This window comes from Pseudomonas sp. NFPP24 (assembly GCF_900112095.1).
Classification (GTDB): domain Bacteria; phylum Pseudomonadota; class Gammaproteobacteria; order Pseudomonadales; family Pseudomonadaceae; genus Aquipseudomonas; species Aquipseudomonas extremorientalis.
Genome location: NZ_FOKD01000002.1, coordinates 294,182 through 314,448, shown reverse-complemented (window position 1 = coordinate 314,448; position 20,267 = coordinate 294,182). Strand labels below are relative to the sequence as shown.

19 protein-coding genes are annotated in these 20,267 nt (G+C 61.5%); 10 read left to right on the top strand and 9 right to left on the bottom strand.

The window, feature by feature from the left end:
• Window positions 1-57 precede the first annotated feature (57 nt).
• The 3 genes from BM026_RS05175 to BM026_RS05165 are packed head-to-tail and all read left to right on the top strand — an operon-like array spanning window position 58 to window position 2,618.
• Window positions 58-816 (top strand): IclR family transcriptional regulator, encoded by a 759-nt coding sequence (locus tag BM026_RS05175; RefSeq protein ID WP_092241314.1) that lies wholly within the window; start codon window positions 58-60, stop codon window positions 814-816.
• Window positions 817-868: 52 nt separating this feature from the next.
• Window positions 869-1,459 (top strand): YceI family protein, encoded by a 591-nt coding sequence (locus BM026_RS05170; RefSeq protein WP_092241316.1) that lies wholly within the window; start codon window positions 869-871, stop codon window positions 1,457-1,459.
• Window position 1,460: 1 nt separating this feature from the next.
• Entirely contained in the window at window positions 1,461-2,618 is a 1,158-nt protein-coding gene (locus BM026_RS05165; protein WP_071488890.1) for a phospholipase D-like domain-containing protein, read from the top strand.
• A 113-nt stretch (window positions 2,619-2,731) separates the two neighbouring features.
• Here BM026_RS05165 and bglX read toward each other — a convergent pair whose 3' ends face one another.
• Window positions 2,732-5,023, bottom strand: a complete 2,292-nt coding sequence (gene bglX / locus BM026_RS05160) for a beta-glucosidase BglX (RefSeq protein WP_093527603.1) — start codon at window positions 5,021-5,023, stop codon at window positions 2,732-2,734.
• Between the two features lie 226 nt (window positions 5,024-5,249).
• Between bglX and BM026_RS05155 the strand changes: the two genes are divergently transcribed.
• From BM026_RS05155 to BM026_RS05140, 4 genes are all read left to right on the top strand, one after another.
• Window positions 5,250-5,861 carry a LemA family protein gene (locus tag BM026_RS05155; protein WP_058425190.1) on the top strand — a complete coding sequence of 204 codons (612 nt, stop codon included), beginning with the start codon at window positions 5,250-5,252 and terminating at the stop codon, window positions 5,859-5,861.
• Window positions 5,862-5,879: 18 nt separating this feature from the next.
• Window positions 5,880-6,608 carry a TPM domain-containing protein gene (locus BM026_RS29490; protein ID WP_092241318.1) on the top strand — a complete coding sequence of 243 codons (729 nt, stop codon included), beginning with the start codon at window positions 5,880-5,882 and terminating at the stop codon, window positions 6,606-6,608.
• Window positions 6,609-6,636: 28 nt separating this feature from the next.
• On the top strand, window positions 6,637-7,254 hold the full coding sequence (locus BM026_RS05145; RefSeq protein ID WP_071488893.1) for a TPM domain-containing protein: 618 nt from the start codon (window positions 6,637-6,639) through the stop codon (window positions 7,252-7,254).
• A 236-nt stretch (window positions 7,255-7,490) separates the two neighbouring features.
• Window positions 7,491-8,693 carry a class I SAM-dependent methyltransferase gene (locus tag BM026_RS05140; protein ID WP_093527601.1) on the top strand — a complete coding sequence of 401 codons (1,203 nt, stop codon included), beginning with the start codon at window positions 7,491-7,493 and terminating at the stop codon, window positions 8,691-8,693.
• On the opposite strand, the gene BM026_RS05135 is transcribed toward BM026_RS05140, so the two are convergent.
• The 4 genes from BM026_RS05135 to BM026_RS05120 all read right to left on the bottom strand — a co-directional run bounded on the left by BM026_RS05135 (window position 8,681) and on the right by BM026_RS05120 (window position 13,869).
• Complete coding sequence (locus BM026_RS05135) at window positions 8,681-9,583, bottom strand: DMT family transporter (RefSeq protein ID WP_071488895.1); 903 nt, start codon at window positions 9,581-9,583, stop codon at window positions 8,681-8,683. The genes BM026_RS05140 and BM026_RS05135 overlap by 13 nt on opposite strands.
• Before the next feature lie 100 nt (window positions 9,584-9,683).
• The gene (locus tag BM026_RS05130) at window positions 9,684-12,236 is read right to left on the bottom strand and encodes a TonB-dependent receptor (RefSeq protein WP_093527599.1); all 2,553 of its coding nucleotides are present in this window, start codon (window positions 12,234-12,236) and stop codon (window positions 9,684-9,686) included.
• A gap of 128 nt (window positions 12,237-12,364) precedes the next feature.
• Window positions 12,365-13,333 carry a FecR family protein gene (locus BM026_RS05125; protein ID WP_093527597.1) on the bottom strand — a complete coding sequence of 323 codons (969 nt, stop codon included), beginning with the start codon at window positions 13,331-13,333 and terminating at the stop codon, window positions 12,365-12,367.
• Window positions 13,330-13,869, bottom strand: coding sequence for an RNA polymerase sigma factor (locus BM026_RS05120; RefSeq protein ID WP_093527595.1), 540 nt, complete (start codon window positions 13,867-13,869; stop codon window positions 13,330-13,332). The genes BM026_RS05125 and BM026_RS05120 overlap by 4 nt, the downstream gene beginning before the upstream one ends.
• A gap of 175 nt (window positions 13,870-14,044) precedes the next feature.
• Between BM026_RS05120 and BM026_RS05115 the strand changes: the two genes are divergently transcribed.
• Window positions 14,045-14,377: a YegP family protein gene (locus tag BM026_RS05115; RefSeq protein WP_092241326.1), complete on the top strand. Its 333-nt coding sequence runs from the start codon at window positions 14,045-14,047 to the stop codon at window positions 14,375-14,377.
• Window positions 14,378-14,428: 51 nt separating this feature from the next.
• Here BM026_RS05115 and BM026_RS05110 read toward each other — a convergent pair whose 3' ends face one another.
• Both BM026_RS05110 and BM026_RS05105 read right to left on the bottom strand, forming a co-directional pair.
• Entirely contained in the window at window positions 14,429-15,307 is an 879-nt protein-coding gene (locus tag BM026_RS05110) for a dihydrodipicolinate synthase family protein (RefSeq protein WP_093527593.1), read from the bottom strand.
• A gap of 28 nt (window positions 15,308-15,335) precedes the next feature.
• The gene (locus BM026_RS05105; protein ID WP_093527591.1) at window positions 15,336-16,118 is read right to left on the bottom strand and encodes an aldolase; all 783 of its coding nucleotides are present in this window, start codon (window positions 16,116-16,118) and stop codon (window positions 15,336-15,338) included.
• 159 nt (window positions 16,119-16,277) lie between these two features.
• On the opposite strand from BM026_RS05105, the gene BM026_RS05100 reads away from it, so the two are divergent.
• Window positions 16,278-16,805: a helix-turn-helix domain-containing protein gene (locus tag BM026_RS05100; protein ID WP_093119208.1), complete on the top strand. Its 528-nt coding sequence runs from the start codon at window positions 16,278-16,280 to the stop codon at window positions 16,803-16,805.
• Here BM026_RS05100 and BM026_RS05095 read toward each other — a convergent pair whose 3' ends face one another.
• Window positions 16,806-17,822 carry a DUF4917 family protein gene (locus tag BM026_RS05095; RefSeq protein ID WP_093119206.1) on the bottom strand — a complete coding sequence of 339 codons (1,017 nt, stop codon included), beginning with the start codon at window positions 17,820-17,822 and terminating at the stop codon, window positions 16,806-16,808.
• Window positions 17,823-17,945: 123 nt separating this feature from the next.
• On the opposite strand from BM026_RS05095, the gene yiaY reads away from it, so the two are divergent.
• Window positions 17,946-19,094: an L-threonine dehydrogenase gene (yiaY, locus tag BM026_RS05090; protein ID WP_093527589.1), complete on the top strand. Its 1,149-nt coding sequence runs from the start codon at window positions 17,946-17,948 to the stop codon at window positions 19,092-19,094.
• On the opposite strand, the gene BM026_RS05085 is transcribed toward yiaY, so the two are convergent.
• Window positions 19,091-20,248, bottom strand: coding sequence for an MFS transporter (locus BM026_RS05085; RefSeq protein ID WP_093527587.1), 1,158 nt, complete (start codon window positions 20,246-20,248; stop codon window positions 19,091-19,093). The genes yiaY and BM026_RS05085 overlap by 4 nt on opposite strands.
• Window positions 20,249-20,267: the final 19 nt, after the last annotated feature.

Sequence of the window (20,267 nt, the reverse complement as noted above, 5' to 3'; positions counted from 1 at the left end):
CCGGGCCTGTATCTTGCTGTGAACAATGATCATCCATCGGCAACAGGGAGATCGAACATGGAGACAGGCACCGTACGCTCGGTCGAGCGCGCACTGGCAATCGTCGAGTTGCTGGGCGAGCACCAGGCCCTGGGGCTGGAGGAGTTGCATTACCTCACACGTCTGCCCAAGGCCACAGTGTCGCGCATGTTGCTGACGTTGCAGGAGCAGGGTTGGGTCTATCGCGGCTTGAGCGATCGTCGTTACCGCCTGCGTGCCCAACGTTTGTTCGGCGACACCCAGCAACGCTTCAAGCGCCAGGTGGTGGAAAGCGCAGCGCCTTGGCTGCTGGAGCTCAGTGAGCGCACCGGGTTGGTGGTGGATTTGTCCTGTTTTGATGGCGAGCGCCTGGAGGTCATGGAAAGCGCGATTCCCAGTGTGTTGCGCAAGCTCTACCCGAACAATTGCCAGATCGTCGGCCAGCACGCCAGCCTGTTTCATTCAGCGATGGGCAAGGCCTGCCTGACCCAATTGCCGGCCGAAGAGGTTCAACGTTTGGCGGGCCGTGACCGGGTGGCGGCGGACGAGCAGTACCAGGCCTGCGAACAAACCCAGCATCAGGGCTTCGGCCAGCGCACCGAGGGGTATTGGGAGTATCCGGTGCGCCTGCCGTTTCTGATTCGTGCCGTGGCCTTGCCAGTGCGCGCCAATGGTCGCTTGGTTGGGAGCATGGCGCTGCATTGGCCGATGCATCAGGCGCCGGTTGAGCGGGTGTTGAACCTGCACATGGCCAGTCTGGAGGAGACGGTGCGCGAAGTGCAGCGCGCATTGGCGTAACCCTCGCGATCCGGTTAAGGTTCGTCCAGGTTTTTCGCCCCACGAGTCTTCAATGTTCAACGCTTCTGTGATCAAACCCCTGGCTTTCGCCCTGTTGGCCGCCGCTGCCGTGCCTGCCCATGCCGACTGGTACCTGGATAACGAGTCCTCGCGGCTGTCGTTCGTCACCACCAAGAACACCGAAATCGCCGAAGTGCATCGCTTCCTGGTGTTGCATGGCAAGGTCGACAGCAAGGGCGCGGCGCAGCTTGAGGTGGAGCTGGAGTCCGTCAACAGCGGCATCCCGCTGCGCGACGAGCGCATGCGCAATCAGCTGTTCGAGATCAAGACGTTCCCCGAGGCGCTGGTCAACGCGCAAATCAACCTGCAACCCATCAACGACCTGGCCCCCGGCGCGCAGCTTGAATTGCGCCTGCCGTTATCGGTGACGCTGCACGGCAAGACCCAGACCTACAGCGCCGAGCTGCTGGCCACGCGCCTGGATGACCGGCGTTTCCAGGTGGTCACCCTGGAGCCGCTGGTGGTGCATGCCGAGGACTTCGACCTGGCGCCGGGTGTGGCCGCACTGCGCAAGGCGGCGGGGCTCAAGTCGATCAGTCTGTCGGTGCCGGTGGGTGCGGTGCTGATCTTTACGGCGCGCTGACGTGAGTGGCGCGGTGTTCCCGTGGCGCAGCGCCAACCGTTTCGAGTTGTTGATCGACGGGCCGAGTTTTTTCCCGCAGATGCTGGTGGGTATCGCCCGCGCCGAGCGGCAAGTCGAGCTGGAGTTGTACCTGGTGGAAGCCGGCGCCTGCGCCGAAGCCATGGTGCAGGCGCTGGTGCTGGCCGCCGAACGCGGTGTGCAGGTGCGCTGCCTGTTCGATGATTACGGCAGCCTGGCGTTTACCCTCGGGCTGCGCAGGCGCTTGACCGATGCCGGTGTGGAACTGCGCTTCTACAATCGCCTGCGCTGGCGCCGCTGGATGCGCAACCTGTACCGCGACCATCGCAAACTGCTGTTGATCGACCAGGACATCGCCTTTGTCGGCGGCACCGGCGTGACCGATGAATTCTGGACGCCGGGCAACGACAGTGCCGACTGGCACGAAGTGATGGTGCAAATCAGCGGACCCTTGGTGCTCGACTGGCAAGCCCTGTTCGACCGCCAATGGCACGCCAACAACGCGCGCCGCGCCTGGAAACCCGCCACCCATTTCGGCTTGCCACGGTTACCCAGGATGCCCGCCACCGGACCGGGTCTGGGTCGTGTGGCCTATGCCGATGCCCGCCAACACCGGGACATTTTGCAATCGTTGATCCGTGCCTTGAACAGCAGTAAGACACGTATCTGGTTGGCGACTCCGTACTTCCTGCCGACCTGGGGCGTGCGTCGTGCTCTGCGCCGGGCGGCGGGGCGGGGTGTGGAAGTGCGTTTGCTGCTCACCGGCCCGCGTACCGATCACCCGTCCGTGCGCTATGCCGGGCATCGTTATTACCCACGTTTACTGCGTTCGGGCGTGCAGATTTTTGAGTATCAGCCGTGTTTCCTGCACCTGAAGATGGTGCTGGTGGATGACTGGGTCAGTGTGGGCTCGTGCAACTTCGATCACTGGAACCTGCGCTTCAACCTGGATGCCAACCTGGAGGCGTTGGACCCTGAGTTGACGCGGGCGGTGGCGGGCAGTTTCGAGCGGGATTTTGCCCAGAGCCAGGCGGTGAGCCTGGAGGCGTGGAAGTCGCGGCCGTTGTGGCGGCGGGTGAAGCAGCGGGTGTGGGGGTGGATTGATCGGTTGGTGGTGAACCTGCTGGATAGACGTGGCTAGCCAGTTCACTGGGAGGCAAATGTGGGAGGGGGCTCGCCCCCGATTGCAGGGTGTCAGTCACTGAAAATATTGACTGAACCACCGCTATCGGGGGCAAGCCCCCTCCCACATGTTTACAGCAGTTCGAAGGTTTGCTGTTGTACGTCCTGGGAATCCAACCCGATCTGCACATTGAACTCGCCTGGCTCCGCCGCGTACTTGAGCTGGGTGTTGTAGAACTTCAAGTCTTCCTCGGTGATGGTGAAGTGCAAGGTGCGCTCTTCGCCAGCCTTGAGCATGACCTTCTGGAAGTTCTTCAGCTCCTTGATCGGGCGGATCATCGAACCGGCCACGTCCTGGATATACAGCTGCACCACGGTTTCGCCATCGACCTTGCCGGTGTTCTTCACCGTCACGCTGGCGTCGAGCTTGCCGGTCTTGTTCAGGGTGGTGGACGACAGCGCCATGTCCGACAGGCCGAATGTGGTGTAGCTCAAGCCATATCCAAACGGGAACAGCGGCCCGGTGGTGTCATCGAAGTACTGCGAAGTGTAGTTGCCCGGTTTGCCTGGGGTGAATGGTCGGCCGATGGTCAGGTGGTTGTAGTAGGTCGGGATCTGCCCCACCGAACGCGGGAAGGTGATCGGCAGCTTGCCCGACGGGTTGTAGTCGCCGAACAGCACGTCGGCGATGGCGTTGCCGCCTTCGGTGCCGGCGAACCAGGTTTCCAGGATGGCGTCGGCCTGTTGGTTCTCTTCCAGAATCGACAGCGGGCGACCGTTCATCAGCACCAATACCAGCGGCTTGCCGGTGGCTTTGAGGGCTTTGATCAGGTCGCGCTGGCTTTGCGGGATGTTCAGGTCGGTGCGGCTGGAGGATTCGTGGGACATGCCACGGGACTCGCCCACGGCGGCCACCACCACATCGGCATCCTTGGCAGTCTTGACCGCTTCGTCAATCATCACTTGGGCAGGTCGGGTGTCATCGACCACTTCCGGCGCATCGAAGTTGAGGAAGTTCAGGTAGTCGACCACCGCCTTGTCGTTGGTGATGTTGGCGCCACGGGCATAGATGATCTTGCCTTTTTCGCCGATCACCGCGTTCATGCCGTCGAGCAGGGTCACCGATTGCTCGGGTTTGCCGGCGGCGGCCCAGCTGCCCATCATGTCGATCGGCGCCTTGGCCAACGGACCGACCAGGGCGATGGTCGCGGATTTTTTCAGCGGCAGGGTGTTGTCCCGGTTTTTCAGCAACACCAGGCTACGGCGCGCGATATCGCGGGCCTCGCTGCGGTGCAGGCGGCTTTCGGCGTAGGTGTCGGCCGGGTCATCCTCGGCCTTGCCGATGCGCAGGTACGGGTCCTTGAACAGGCCCATGTCGTACTTGGCGCCGAGCACTTCGCGCACGGCGTTGTCGATGTCACTTTGTTCGATCTCGCCGGACTTGAGCAGGCCGGGCAGTTCCTTGCCGTACAGCGTGTCGTTCATGCTCATGTCGATGCCGGCCTTGATCGCCAGCTTGGCGGCTTCACGCCCATCCTTGGCCACGCCATGCTTGATCAACTCGAAGATCGCGCCATGGTCGCTCACGGCCAGGCCCTTGAAGCCCCAGTCCTTGCGCAGCAGGTCGTTCATCAGCCAGGTATTGGCGGTGGCGGGCACGCCGTTGATCGAGTTCAGCGCCACCATTACGCCGCCGGAACCGGCCTTGATCGCCGCGTGGTACGGCGGCAGGTAGTCCTGGTACATCTTGACCGGGCTCATGTCGACCACGTTGTAGTCGCGGCCGCCTTCCACTGCGCCATACAGGGCGAAGTGCTTGACGCTGGCCATGATGCTGTCGGCGTTCGCGGGGCTGACGCCCTGGAAGGCCTTGACCATCACTTCGGCAATGCGCGAAACGAGATAGGTGTCTTCACCGAAGCCTTCGGAGGTACGCCCCCAGCGCGGGTCGCGGGAGATGTCGACCATCGGCGCGAAGGTGATGTCGAGGCTGTCGGCGGCGGCTTCCTGGGCGGCGATGCGCCCGGAGCGGCCGATGGCGTCCATGTCCCAGCTGGAGGCCAGGGCCAGGCTGATCGGGAAGATGGTGCGATGGCCGTGGATCACGTCGTAGGCGAAGAACATCGGGATCTTCAAGCGGCTGCGCATGGCCGCGTCCTGCATCGGACGGTTTTCCGGGCGGGTGATGGAGTTGAACGTGCCACCGATGCGGCCGGCGGCGATTTCCTTGCGGATCAGCTCGCGGGGCATTTCGGGGCCGATGCTGATCAGGCGCAATTGGCCTATCTTCTCATCGAGGGTCATCTGCTTGAGCAGGTCGCTGACGAAGGCGTCCTTGTCCTTGAGCGCAGCAGGCTTTGTTTCTGCCCAGGCGGGGTGGGTGGCCAGCGTGGCAACAAGGCCGAGCAAACACAGCTTCTTCATGAATATCCTTTTTCGGCTCACTGCACAGCGAAAATGCGCTGTTCTGCCAAAATGTGGGGAACGTAATGTTGTTGTTCGAGTGTTATACCGACAAATGCCGCACACTTCGGAACTCTTATTAGCGGTGGGCATCTTTTTAGCTGATTGATTCGATGCAATCCAGTCGTGGCAGCGGATTATGCCTTACCGGTGCCCAATTCCATCAAGGTTCGCCAGGAGAAACACCATGCAAGCAGCACAAGGTTACCGCTGGGGCTTGAAAGCCGCGGTTTTGCTATTGATCGGTACGGTGCTCAGCGGTTGCGGCATCAACAACATCCCGACCCTGGACGAACAGGCCAAGGCCGCCTGGGGCCAGGTGCAGAACCAGTACCAACGCCGCGCCGACCTGATCCCCAACCTGGTGGAAGTGGTCAAGGGCTATGCCGCCCATGAGCAGGACACCCTCACCGCCGTGATCGAAGCGCGGGCCAAGGCCACCTCGATCCAGGTGGATGCCAGCACCCTCGACAACCCGGAAAAACTCAAGCAGTTCCAGCAGGCCCAGGACGGCTTGAGCGGCGCGCTCAGTCGTTTGATGGTGGTCTCCGAGCGCTACCCGGACCTGAAGGCCAACCAGAACTTCCTGGCCTTGCAATCCCAGCTTGAAGGCACCGAAAACCGTATCGCCGTGGCCCGTCGCGATTTCATCCAGGCGGTGCAGGCCTACAACACCGAGATCCGCACCTTCCCTGGCCGCCTGTGGCACAGCGTGATGTACAGCGACTTGCCGGTCCGCGCCACGTTTGAAGCCACCAGTGCCGATGCCGATAAAGCGCCGCAAGTGAAGTTCAAATAAGGCTGCGCTGAGGTGTCGATGCGTTTATTACGGATAGGCCTGGCGCTGTGGCTTCTGGCCTGCGTGGGCGTGGCCCAGGCTGCGCTGACTTTCCCGGCGCTGACCGGGCGGGTGGTGGACAACGCCCAGATGATCGACCCGGCCACGCGTGCGCAACTGACCCAGCAATTGCAGGCGCTGGAGCAGACGTCCGGCGACCAGATCGTGGTGGTCACCGTGCCCGACCTGCAGGGCGTGCCGATTGAGGACTTCGGTTATCAACTGGGCCGCCAGTGGGGCATCGGCCAAAAGGGCAAGGACAACGGCGCGCTGTTGATCGTCGCCCGCGATGAGCGCAAATTGCGCATCGAAGTCGGCTACGGCCTGGAAGGTGTGCTCACCGATGCGCAGTCGTGGGTGATCATCAACCAGGTGATTGCACCCAAGTTCAAGGCCGGCAACTTCAGCCAGGGCATCAGCGACGGTGTGGCGGCGATGGTGCAGGTGGTGAGCGGCGAACCGCTGGCCGTGCCGGCCCATGTGGCGGACGCCAACTTTGCCAAGGATAATCCCGGGTTTTCCATCGGCCTGTTTATCCTGCTGATCGGCGTGTTGTGGCTGTGCAATCGCCTGGGCCTGCCGGTGGGCGCGATCCTGCTGGCGATTCTTAGCAGCAGCGGACGCGGCGGTGGTGGCGGGGGCGGCGGCGGTGGTTTCCGCGGCGGCGGTGGCGGCTTTGGCGGTGGCGGGGCTTCAGGCGGCTGGTGATGATAATAATGAGAGAGCAAGCACAACCATGGCATTACTGACTGAACACGAGCAGCGCCAAGTCGCTGAGGCGATCGCCCGCGTGGAAAAGACCACCGACGCGGAGCTGGTGACCGTGCTGGCCGCCCGCGCCGATGACTACGCCTACATCCCGCTGCTGTGGGCCAGCCTGATCGCGTTGGTGGTGCCGGGAGTGGTGCATTACCTGTCGGGCTACCTGACCATGTACACCTTGCTGCTGGCGCAATGGGCGACCTTCATCGTGCTGTGCCTGGTGTTCCGCCTGCCCAAGGTGACGACACGGTTGATCCCGCGTTCGGTGCGCCACTGGCGCGCCTCCAACCTGGCGCGACGCCAGTTCCTCGAGCAGAACCTGCATCACACCCTGGGCAGCACCGGTGTGCTGATTTTTGTCAGCGAGGCCGAGCGGTACGTGGAGATCCTGGTGGATGACGGCATTTCCAGTCGCCTGGATGACAGCAACTGGGATGGGATCGTCAAGGCGTTTACCCAGCAGGTGAAGCAGGGGCAGACGTTGGCGGGGTTTGTGGCGTGCATCGAGGCCTGTGGCGAGTTGTTGAAGGTGCATGTGCCGGTGACGCAAACCCGCAATGAACTGCCCAATCGCCTGGTCGTACTCGAATAAAACTCAGTGTTGGGCAAAAAAATGTGGGAGGGGCGGTGCGACGGTTCGACTTGCCCCCGATAGCGGTGTGTCAGTCACCCGATTCATTGGCTGATCTACTGCTATCGGGGGCAAGCCCCCTCCCACATTGGGTTCTGTGGTGTTCCATCCAATGACCACTGATCAAATAACCCCGTGCCCTGAATCACTATCCCCCCTAAAATGCCCGGCATTCCCTGCCCGAGGTGTTTTTGTTCATGTCTGTCACTGCTCAACCGGATCATCATGCCCAGTTCATCGAACTGCTGAGCGAAAGCCTCGCGCAGAATGCCTTTATCAAGCTGGTGCTGGCCAAGTACGTCGGCGATGAAGCCGAGTTGCAACGGCTGATCATCAAGCCGGTAACGGTCAAGGAGCAGCCGTGCCTGTCCTTCGTCTACCGCTACAAGACCCGCGATATCACCAAGAACTTCCCGGTGGCCGAGGGGGTGGCAGCGATTGCCGAGTTGCTGCCGGCCCGGTTCAAGAACGCGCACCTGCTGTCGCTGACCGACGAAGCCCAGCTGGAATACAGCAAGAAGAACAAAAGCTCGCTGTTCAGAAGCAAGCCGCAGCAACTGCGCGAAGCGCCATCGGCTGAGCATAACCGCGAGAAAAACCGCTTCCTTGACCTGAGCCGGCCGTTCCTCGCCGACCTGGGGGTGACTGATGCCCGGCAGGCGCTGATCCCGTCGATGTCGCGCAAATGGAAGCAGATCAACAAGTTCATCGAAGTGTTCAGCCATGCGCTGACCTCGTCACCGCTGAAGCTGGACCAGCCGGTGCGCGTTGCCGACTTCGGCTCGGGCAAGGGCTACCTGACGTTCGCCATCCACGACTACCTGCGCAACACCCTCAAGGCCGAGGGCGAAGTGACCGGCGTTGAATTGCGCGAAGACATGGTGGCCCTGTGCAACACCGCCGCCGCCCGCCTTGAGCACCCTGGGCTGGTGTTCAAGTGTGGCGACGTGCGTAGCGTGGCCCCCAGCGAACTGGAGGTGATGATCGCCCTGCATGCCTGCGACATTGCCACCGACTACGCGATCCACACCGGCATCCGTTCCGGCGCGTCGATCATCATGTGCTCGCCGTGCTGCCACAAGCAGATCCGCCTGCAGATCCAGAGCCCGGTGCTGCTCAAGCCGATGCTGCAATACGGCCTGCACCTGGGCCAGCAGGCCGAAATGGTCACCGACAGTTTGCGGGCGTTGTTCCTCGAAGCCTGCGGTTATGAGACCAAGGTGTTCGAGTTCATCTCGTTGGAGCACACCAACAAGAACAAGATGATCCTGGCCGTAAAGCGCTCAGAGCCGCTGGACAACGCGCAGTTGCTGGAGAAGATCCAGCAACTCAAGGCGTTCTACCACATCACCGAACACTGCCTGGAAACCCTGCTGCGCGCGGAGGGTTACCTGGCCTGATCGGCCAATGCTACGGGCGCAGGTCGCACCGCCGTCTTGCGCCCCAGCATCACCGTCACGATCACCCCACACGCAAACAGCCAGGTTATCGGCTCGATGTGTTCACCAAAAAACAGCGCCGAAAACGCGATGGTGAAGAAGATCTGCAACAGCTGGATCTGGCTGACCCGCGCTATCCCGCCCATGGCCAACCCGGCGTACCAGGCAAAGAACCCCAGGAACTGCGAGAACAGCGACACATAGCCAAACGCCCACCACGCGCGCATCGAAATCGCGCCTTGATGCTGCGCCGCCAGGTACCACACCGGGCCGATCAGCACCGGCGTCGACAGCACCAGCGCCCAGCAGATCACCTGCCAGCCGCCCATTTCCTTGGCTAATCGACCGCCTTCGGCATACCCCAGGCCGCCCACCGCAATCGCACCGAGCATCAGCAAATCACCGGCCTGGATGCTACCGGCGCCGGTAATCAGCGCGTAACTCAACACCAATCCACTGCCCAGCGCTGCGCAGGCCCAGAAGGCTTTCGATGGCCGCTCATGGGACAGCCACGCCGCATACAGCGCCACGCACAGCGGTTGCAGGCCGTTGACCAATGCGCCGTGGGACGCCGGCAAGGTCTGCATGGCCCAGGCCGACAGCACCGGGAAACCGAGGATCACCCCCGCGATCACCAGGCACAGCCCGCGCACCTGGCGCCAGGTCGGCCAGCGTTCGCGGCGCCACAACAACAGCGCCGCCGCCGGGATCGCCGCAAACAGCGCTCGGCCCAGGCCGTTGAGCAACGGGTGGATTTCCTGCACCACGATGCGGGTGAAGGGCAGGGTCAGGCTGAAGATGATGACGCCCAGCAGGCCGAGGGCCATGCCGGTATTTTCGCGCGAACTCATGGGGCAACCAAAACGAGAGGGCTTCAAGGGAAGCCCATCTAGCCACATCCCCCGCCGGTTGCGGGCCTACAGCTGAGTGCGGATTTATCCGTACAGTTTTTCAGAAGAAGCGGGTGATGCTGACCTTGGCATCACGGCCCTTGGTGTAGGCGCGGTCGCCGCTCAGTGCCGGGCGGAAGTTGTTGTTGAACAGGTTGTCCACGGTGAAGTTCACCTCGGTGCCTTTCAGATAAGCCTGTTGGGGTTTCCATTTGGCGAACAGGCCCTGGGTGTTGTAGCGCTTGTTGCCGTACTGGTCGTAGAACAGATCCCCCACGCTACTGCCAGGGCCGCCGGAGTATTTATCACTGGGCAAACGTGTGGTTGCCCCGATGAACTGGCCCGTCCAGCCGACCTGGGCATCCCACGCCGGAATATTGGTGCCCACCACCAGCACCCATTTGGTCGGCGGAATATCGCGCGCGGCCACGTCCGGGCCCCACGGGTTGGTGTACGCACCTTCGTGGTCACCCTTGGCATAAGCGAACGATACCGAGCCGAACAGGTAGGTGGAGTTGTAGAACGATTCGAGCTCGAAGCCCTTGATGGTCAGCCCGCCGATGTTGCGGTAGTTGGACATGGCCCCCGGCGGGCAGGCGGTGGAGATGGTCCCGCCATTGATGGCCTGGTTCTGGCAGCCGACACCCGTGGACTTGAAAATCTCGTCTTCGACTTTGTTGTGGAAGAAGGTGGTGCGCAGCTGCAGGTTGTCGTCATGAGCGATCAGGTTGTCGAAGCTGCTGACGCTGCCCACGCTGATCGAGGTGATGCGTTCCGGGTCGAGGTCGACGCTGGTGGCGGTGCGGTTGCCCAGGCCTTGAACTTCGTACTGCTCGTCGATCACCGGCGCACGCCAGGTCTTGCTCCAGTTGGCGAATAGCCCCAGGTTCGGGTTGACGGTCCAGAACACCGCCACGCGCGGCGACCAGCCGGTGTAGGTGCGGTCGCTGTAATCGTGGCCGAAGGACGGGTCGGGATTGCTGTAGTACGGCGCATCGTTGGCTTCGCCACGGTTGCGGACATGGTCGTAGCGCATCGATGGCGTGATGGTGACGTCGCCCAGCGTGACGGCATCCTGTACGAAGAAACTGTTGGTATCGACCTTGCCATGGGGCATGAAGCCTGGCTGGAAATGCCCATAGTTATAGCGTGGGGTGTTGTACGTGGTACCCGGCATCCACATCTCGGTTTCGCGGATGTGCTTGCGGATTTGGCCGCCGACCGTGACGGCATGCTGCAAGGGACCTGTATCAAACAGGCTGACGTTGCGTATGTCGAGGTTCTTGTCGGTGTAGGCGGTGTCCATCTTGCGCCCGCCAGTGGCCAGTTGGAAAAACGCCGTGGCGTCGCGTTCGTCGGTCTGGTCGGTGTTGGACTGGGAGTACTTGACGGTCAGGTCCACCAGCGGGTTGTCCAGCGGGGTGTATTCATATTTGCCGGACCAGGTGGTGTCGACAGTGTCGCGGTGGGCCAGAAAACGCTTGAGTGCCGCTTCGTAGCCATAGCGGTCAATATTCGCCTGGGTGGGCGGCGTGGGATAGCTGGCGGCAGAAAACGGTGTCCAACGGTCGCTGTGTGAACGCGAGTAGGACAAGCCAACGGCGTGCTCTTCGGTGAAGTGGGCGTTGACCTTGAACAGCTTGCCGTCGACGTTCTGGGCGGAGTTCGGCAGGCGCTGGGGGTTGATCGGGTATTGGTTGTTCTCGTTGGGTAATTTGGCGGCCACCTTCATGTCGTCGCCGTCGCGTTGGGTCAGGTAAGCCAGGGCATCAAAGCGTCCGTCGTCGGTGCGACCATACACGGCGCTGCTGTAGACCTGCTCGTGGTCGTTGCTGGAGTAACCGTATTTGAGCATCGCACCGCTGTTGCGGCCGTCCTTGAGCAGGTCGGGGGCGTCCTTGGTGGTCATGTTGACCGTGCCGCCGAAACCGCCGTTGCCAGTGAATGGCGAGTTGGGGCCTTTCTCCACCTCAATGCTTTTGATCAGCTCGGGCTCGATGAATACGGTGCCTTGTTGATAGCGCTCAAAGCCGCTCTTGGTGGCGCCATCGACGGTCAGCGGCACGTCTTCGGCATCGCCAAAACCACGGATGTTGATGGTCTGGCCGCCAGGCTTCAGCGAACCGCCCTGGCTCACGCCGGGCAGGGTCTGCAGCAGGCTGGGGATGTTGTTGGACTGGTAGCGGTCGATGTCTTCCTGGCTCAGGGTCGAGCGGCCGACGGTGCTGGAGTCGACCTCGGTACCAGTGCCTATCACGCTCAAGGCGTCCAGTTGGATTGCGCCGCTGTTGGTGGTCTTGCCCTCATCGGGGCGCACGACATAAGTGCTGCCAACCTTGATCAGGGTGAACTCGCCGTTTTTCAGCAGGGTGCGAATCGCCACTTCCGGCGTAAAGTCGCCGTTGAGCGCGGGCGCCTGCACGTTCTTGAGCAGCTCTTCGTCGAACAGCAACTGGATCTGAGCCTGTTGCGCCACCTGGCTCAGGGATGTGGCCAGCGCCTGGGCTGGCAGCGTGAATGCCTCGGCCTGGGCACTGAGGCTCAATACCAGGCAGCTGGCGATGAGGGTCGGTCGAAGAAACAGGTGCGAAGCGTGGCAAGGCGCGCGAAACATGAAATCCCCCGGTATGGCCAACTGGCCGAAAAGGTGTGCGTATCGAACTCAGACCGGAGGAAGACGGTGCAGCTGAAAAAATCCACACCTGCGAATGCAAAATATTCTCAAATAAGAATTCAGTGGGGTTATTTGCTCGGTTCGATCCTCACGATGCCGTCGGTCGACATCACCGTTTTCACCGGCAGCAAGGCGGGCAGGGCGTTGAGCAGGGCGTCGGGATCATTCACATCCAGATTGCCCGAGACTTTCAGATGCGCCACGGTGTTACTGACCTGCAGTGGCGCCTGGGGGCGATACAGGCTCAACTCATCGACCAGGCTGGCCAGCTCGCGGTTGCGAAACGCCAGGTGACCACTGCGCCAGTCGGCGACCTCTTCGGGGGCGAGGGTCTGCTGCTGCAATGTGCCCTTGGCGTAGCTGAAGATCGCACGTTGCCGGGCGCCCAGCAGGGTGATGGGGCTTTTCGCGTCCGGCTCGAAGGCGACCTGGCCATGGGCGACGCTGACCACCAGTTGCTGCTGGCTGCGGCGCACATCGAAGCCGGTACCGACCACGCGCACATTGGCCTCGCCGGCTTGCACGAACAGCGGCCGTTCCTTGTCGGCGGCCACTTCGATGTACAGCTGGCCCTTGTCCAGGTGCAGGATGCGCTGGTGCGCGGTGAAATCCACGCGTACGCGGGTGTTGGCATTCACATACAAGGTGCTGCCATCGGGCAGGTTGAGGGTGCGCATGCCTTTGGCATGGGCCGCGACCTGGGTGTGATACAGCTCGCGGGGTGCGCCGATAGAGGTAGCCAACACCGCGCACAGCAACGCGGCTGCCACGGCCAGGGCAGGGCGCCACACCGACGGTTTGCGCTTGGGCAGCGCCATGGGTTTGTTCAGTTGCTGCAATTGGGCCAGGTCTGCCCATAGTTGCTCGAATTCGGCATAGGCGCGGGCATGGGCGGGCTCGGCCTGCCAGGCGGCAAAGGCTTTTCGCTCGGCACGCCCCACGCCATTGCGGTTGCGCGCAAACCAGCTGGCGGCTTGGGCATCGATGGCGTCGCTGTCTTCGATGTCCTGCACGTCAGTGTCGCTCAGGCGGTTCATTCTGGCTGCTCCGTGCCCGGTTCGTGTTTAAGGCGTCGCTTGCAATGCAGCAGGGCAAAAGCGATGTGCTTTTCCACCATGCTGGTCGAAATGCCCATGCGCTCGGCGATCTGCGCCTGGCTCAGGCCTTCGAAGCGGTGCAGCATAAGGGCTTCTCGCCTGCGGGGCGAGAGTTCGGCGAGGACTTCTTTCAACTGTTCCAGGCGTTGCAAGCGTTGCGCGGCGGCCATGGGGTCGTTTTGCTCGTCGGTGACAGGCTCCGCATCCATTTCGGCCTGATCAGAGTGGACGGTGTGCCGTACCTTCTGTTTGCGCCAGTGATCACGCAGCAGGTTGCGCGCCATCTGGAACAGAAACGCCCGTGGCTGCTCGACCTTGGCCCGGTCGCGGTAGTCCAGCCACTGTGTGAAGACATCCTGGGTCATGTCCGCCGCGTCGCTGGCGTTGCCCGTGCGTTTGCGCAGGAAATACAGGATGTCTGTATAAAACCCGCGAAAGGCATCGGCCGACAACGGGTCGGGCTTGGGACGAGACATGGATATCCTTCTTGACGAAGCACGACGTGGAAAAGTCGTGAATGATATCGAGAACTATTGTCATTTGTCATTTGGATAAATGACAGTTCACTGAGTTCATGGCTGGTAATCAGCCGGGTATGACCTTTAATCCTACAAGCAGGTGAACAAAATCCCACTTGATAAGGAGAGAGTCATGGCTGGATGGTATGAGTTGAGCAAAAGCGGCAACGGGCAGTTCCGTTTCGAGTTGAAGGCGGCGAACGCAGAAACCATTTTGACCAGCGAGCTTTACGTCACCCGCAACGCAGCCGAAAACGGTATTGCTTCCGTGCAGACCAACAGCCCGCATGACGAGCGCTATGAGAAAAAAGTGGCCAGCAATGGCCAGCCGTTTTTTAACCTCAAGGCTGCCAATCACCAAGTGATTGGTACCAGCGAGCAGTATTCCTCGACAGCGGCACGGGACAATGGCATTGCAAGCGTAAAGGCCAATGGCCCGACGACCACGATCAAAGACAAGACTTGAAAGTGTCGCGAAAACCAAAATGCCCCGGCTCGCAAGAACCGGGGCGTTTTTTCAGGCGACGTCCAGCAGCGCCTTCAATTGATTGCGTGCTGTTTCAGCCAATGGGAACACCGGCAACCGTGGATCACCCGCTTCCAGCCCGGTCAACCGCAGCCCTGCCTTGATTGTCGCCGGTAACCCGCCCTTGAGGATGAACTCCAGCAATGGCAACTGGCGGTAAAACAGCGCCTGGGCCTGGTTCAGATCATTGCTCAATACCGCGTCGTACAAGTCCAGGTTCAGCTGTGGGATCAGGTTCGGCGCCGCCGTACACCAACCCTTGGCGCCCGCCACGAAGGCCTCCAGCGCCAGCGGGTTGCAGCCGTTGTAGAACGGCACGTCGCTGTGGCGATGCAACTGGTGCATGCGCTGGATATCCCCGGTGCTCTCCTTGACCATGGTCACGTTGGCCACTTGCTTGATGATGCGCAGGATCAAGTCCACCGACATGTCCGTGCCACTGGTGGCCGGGTTGTTGTAGAGCATGATCGGCACGCCGATGCTGTCGCCGATCGCGGCGTAGTGGGCGAGGATTTCCGCTTCGCTGAGCTTCCAGTAAGACGCCGGCAGCACCATCACCGCATCGGCGCCATTGGCCTCGGCGTAGCGCGCGCGGCGCACGGCCTTGGCGGTGGTCAGGTCGGACACGCTGACGATGGTCGGTACGAGCCGGGCAATCTTGGCCAGGCTGTAGGCGCTGACTTCATCCCACTCGGCATCACTCAAGTAGGCGCCTTCGCCGGTGCTGCCCAACGGCGCGATGGCGTGTACGCCGCTGGCGATCAGGCGGTCGATGGAACGGCCCAGGGCGTCGAGGTCGATGCGTTGGCCGTCGGCGCTGAACGGGGTGATGGTGTAGCCGATGATGCCGTGGATGGTTGGGCTGGACATGGAACGTCTCCGGTCGAAAAAGGGCAGATCAGTTCAGGCAATCGGCGTGTTGGCGCAGGTTCTGCCGTGCGTAGTAGTTGAACGCGGCGCCATGGCGCTTGGGCCGGGAAATCCAGGCATGGGCCTCGCGACCCAGCGCCGGCAGGATCGGCTTGATGGTGCCGGCCGCCATCGCCAGCAACTGCAACTTGGCCGCGCGCTCGATCAAATGCGCGATCACACAGGCTTCCTCGATGCTCGCCCCGGTGGACAACTGGCCGTGGTGCGAGAGCAGGATCGCGCGTTTGTCACCCAAAGCCGTGGTGATGATTTCACCTTCTTCGTTGCCCACCGGCACACCCGGCCAGGTCTCCAGGAACGCGCAGTCTTCGTACAGCGGGCAGAGATCCATATGGGACACCTGCAACGGGACTTCCAGCATCGACAGCGCGGCGATGTGCGTGGGGTGCGTGTGGATGATGCAGTTCACATCCGGCCGCCCACGGTACACCCAGCTGTGAAAACGGTTGGCCGGGTTGGGAATGCCGTGGCCTTCCAGCACCTCAAGATCCTCGTTCACCAGCAACAGGTTGCTGGCGGTGATCTCGTCAAACCCCAGGCCCAGTTGCTGGGTGTAATAGGTGCCCTGTTCCGGCCCGCGCGCGGTGATCTGCCCGGCCAGGCCGGAGTCGTGGCCGTTCTCGAACAGGATGCGACACGTGAGCGCCAGCTTTTGCCGGTCGGTCCACGTATTATCCGCCAGGGTGTTTTGCATCTGGGTCAGCGCTTGCTTGACCAGTTGGTCTTTCGGGAGTGCTAATGTCTTGGCCATGTCGGTGTCCTTTGGAGGGTTCAATGGACGTCGGATTTGCTGTCTCCCGCTGCTCGCAAGGTCGTTGGGTGAAGGCAAATGACACTAAAGATGCTATATGACACTTTGTGTCATTGGCAAGCACAGCTCATCGCTTACTGCATGGATTAACCGCCGCGCATGTCTATCCGTTTGAAATTATTGAGAAAAAAACTTGGCGTCACCCTGGAAGCCCTGGCCGAAAAGTCCGGGATGACCAAGAGTTACCTGTCCAAGGTCGAGCGCGGGCTCAACACGCCATCGATTGCCGCCGCGCTGAAACTGGCCAAGGCATTGAACGTGAAGGTCGAGGAACTGTTCAGCGAAGACAGCGTCAGCCTGGACAGCTACAGCCTGGTGCGCAGCCATGAGCGGCCCGACACCTCGCCCGGTTATGCGGTGCTGGCCCATCAGGTCAGTGAACGCAGCCTGCTGCCGTTCATCATCTATCCGCCGGCGGAGTTCACCGACAAGACCTTCAAGGAGCATCTGGGCGAAGAGTTTCTGTTCGTGCATGAAGGCCAGGTGGAGGTGGACTTCATGAGTGAACGGGTGATCCTGGAGCGGGGCGATGCATTGCACTTCAATGCGCAGAAGCCCCATCGGTTGCGTTCGGTGGGGCCGGTGCAGGCGCAGCTATTGGTGGTGGTGCACAGCGGCGAAGAGTGATCAGCGTTCGACAGGAACTGACAGCGCCGGATTACCCAATGGATGGGTACGCGCCGCAAAGAACTTCAGCGCCACTCCAGCCCCGTCGAACAATTGCGAATACCGCCGCTTCTGCTGACGAATAAACCCATCGCTGCGCCCCGACACCGAGATTGCCAGGGTTGTCACATCGGCCTGGCGAATCGCATCCACCAAGTGCTGATCCTGCTCCCCCAGCTCGTGGCCAAAGATGCACAGCGCGCCCTGGTGGTTCAGCAGTTGCTCATAACAGAACGACAGGTAATCCGAGCTGCGGATGGTCTTGAGCTTCTCTTGCACCTTGCCCTCGCTGACGAACAGCGGCACATCGTCCAGGGTCTTGATGGTGTTGTTGATCGCAAAACTGCTGAGCAAGGTGCTGTCGGTGGTCGGCAGTTTGCGCGCGGTGCCGTCGAGGTTGCGCACCAGGTGCAGGCCGCCGTGCAGGTACAAAATACGCGTGGCGTCGGTACGGGTGTTGCGCAGGTCGAAGCTGGCGTCGGCGCTGCGGAACAGATCGTCGATGCCCGGCGCGTGCAGGGTCGCCCAGTAGTTGAGCAAGTCGTAGTTGCTGGTGAACACCGTCGCGTAGTGCTGCAACTCCGTGTTGAGGGTCGCCAGCGTCGACGGTTGCACCAGGCGCCAGGGGATATGCACGGCGTGGATGGTATTGATCAACGCTTCCTTGATCGCGTAATAGCGGTTGCGCGGTGCCGCCGAACTGACGGCCAGGGCCTTGTTGACCCGGCTGGTGGTCTTCAACGCGCCCAGGGCCTGCTCGAAGCTGCGGGTTTGCAGGGCATCGAACACGCTGAGTTCGGATTGGCCGAGGGGTTTTTCTTCGACGGTGCGAGCATTTTCGAACAGCGAGTCGTAGGCAAAGTCTTCCCAAATCGTGCGGCTGGCGCCGTTGCCGATCAGAATCCCGCTGAAGTCGAGGCTCGCGCGCAGTGCGCTCCAGTCTTCAAGGTGGGCGTCTATATCCTGGAAATCCTTCATCGGGGCGGGTCTACTCGAAATCGGCTGGACGGTGACTTTATCACGAGCGAGCGTTGATCCTGATCAAGATGCAGACCGCGTGATCGGTTGATTCTGTAGGCATAAAGCCTCTGAGGATTGACCATGAGCAGCACCTTCTTCATCCCCGCCGTCAACATCATGGGCACCGACTGCCTCGACGAAGCCATGATCGCCATCCGCAACTATGGTTTTCGCAAGGCGTTGATCGTCACCGATGCCGGTCTGGCCAAGGTCGGCGTGGCCAGCATGATCGCCGAGAAACTGGCGATGCAGGACATCGATTCGGTGATCTACGACGGCGCCAAGCCCAACCCCAATGTGGACAACGTCGAGAAAGGCCTGGCGCTGTTGCAGCAGAGCGCCTGCGATTTCGTGGTGTCCCTGGGCGGCGGCTCGCCCCACGACTGCGCCAAGGGTATTGCGCTGTGCGCCACCAACGGCGGGCATATCGGCGACTACGAAGGCGTTGACCAATCGAGCAAACCGCAACTGCCGCTGGTGGCCATCAACACCACCGCCGGCACCGCCAGCGAGATGACCCGCTTCTGCATCATCACCGACGAAAGCCGCCACGTGAAAATGGCCATTGTCGACCGCAACGTCACGCCGCTGCTGTCGGTCAACGACCCGGCGCTGATGGTCGGCATGCCCAAGGGCCTCACCGCCGCCACCGGCATGGACGCGTTGACCCACGCCATCGAAGCCTACGTGTCCACCGCCGCCACACCGATCACCGACGCCTGTGCGATCAAGGCCATCGAACTGATCAGCGCCAACCTGCGCCTGGCCGTTCGCGACGGCACTGACAAGGCCGCACGGGAAAACATGGCCTACGCGCAGTTCCTCGCCGGCATGGCGTTCAACAATGCATCCCTGGGTTTCGTACACGCCATGGCCCACCAACTGGGCGGTTTCTACGACCTGCCCCACGGCGTGTGCAACGCGGTGTTGTTGCCCCACGTACAAAGCTTCAACGCCAGCGTCAGCGCCAAACGCCTGAGCGACGTAGGCCGAGCGTTGGGTGCGGACATCAAGGGCATCACCGATGAAGAGGGCGCCCAGGCCGCCATCGCCGCGATTCGCAGCCTGGCCCACGACGTCGAAATCCCGGCGGGGTTGCGCGAACTCGGCGCCAAACTGCAGGACATTCCACTGCTGGCGACCAACGCGTTGAAGGATGCATGCGGCCTCACCAACCCACGCCGCGCGGACCAGCGGCAGATCGAGGAGATCTTTCGCAGCGCGTTTTAATCCATCCGACAACGGGCGACGCATATCGATGCGGCGCCCGCCAACACCACACATAAAACCGCCAACGGCCAGGCCTGTTGACTCACCAGCAGGCTCGCCACGCCGCCGATCAACGCGGCCATCAACTGATGCATGAAGCCGCTCAACGCCATGGCGTAGGAGCCGCTCACCGGTGAGGCATCGTTGGCCAGGGACAAACTGATCGGGTAACTCATCGCTTGCCCCAGCACCGCCACGCAGTAAGGCAGCCACAGCAAGACAGCGATTCCGCCAGCAAACACACTGCTCAGCAACATCACAGCCGTTCCCGTTAGAACCAGGGTCATGCCCCAACCCATCATTTTCAGCCGCCCCGTGCGAGCGACGAAGCGATTGACCATTAATGCCCCCGCCAGATACGCCACGCTGATTGGCCAACCCAGCCAGCCATATTGCGCCGCGCTCCACTCGAAACGCCCTTGCAGAATCAACGGTGCACAGGTGTTGAAGGCGATGATCACCCCATAACCCAGGCCACCGACCAACGCCGCGTGCAGAAACGGCGGATGCTGCATGATCATGGCGTAGATACGCCAGGCAGATGCCGATGTATCGACCTTTACCCGTGCAGGGAATATCACCCGGTTCAACACCAGCATCAAACCGACTGCGCCAATCGCCAATCCGTAGAAGATCGCCTCCCAGCCGAAGACCACCTGCAACAACGACCCAACGAATTGACCGATGCCCAAAGCAATCACGAAAGTCATGCCCAGCCATGTCAACGCTTTTGCCAGCAATGCACCGCTGAAGCTGTCACGCACCAACACCCGCGCCATCACCGAAACACCGCCTGCCCCCAACCCTTGAACCAGCCGCAACGCCAAGAAGACTTCAACGCTGAACGCCGAGGGAATCGCCGCACTCGCTAGCGCATACACGCAGAGCGCCGCCAACAGCACCGGCTTACGCCCAAAGCGTTCGCCCAGGCTGCCCCACAGCAACATCGGCAATGCCATGCCGACCAAGTAGATCGCCAGCGCCAGCGCGACGTGGTCTTCGGCGGCGGGGAGTGCATTTGCAATCGTGGGGACGGCGGGCAGGTAGCTGCTGATGCCGACTTGGGCGAGGAAGGCGGCACTGCAGGCTATGACAAGGGTGGTGGTATTTTTCAAGACGAGGAAACCGCCAGCG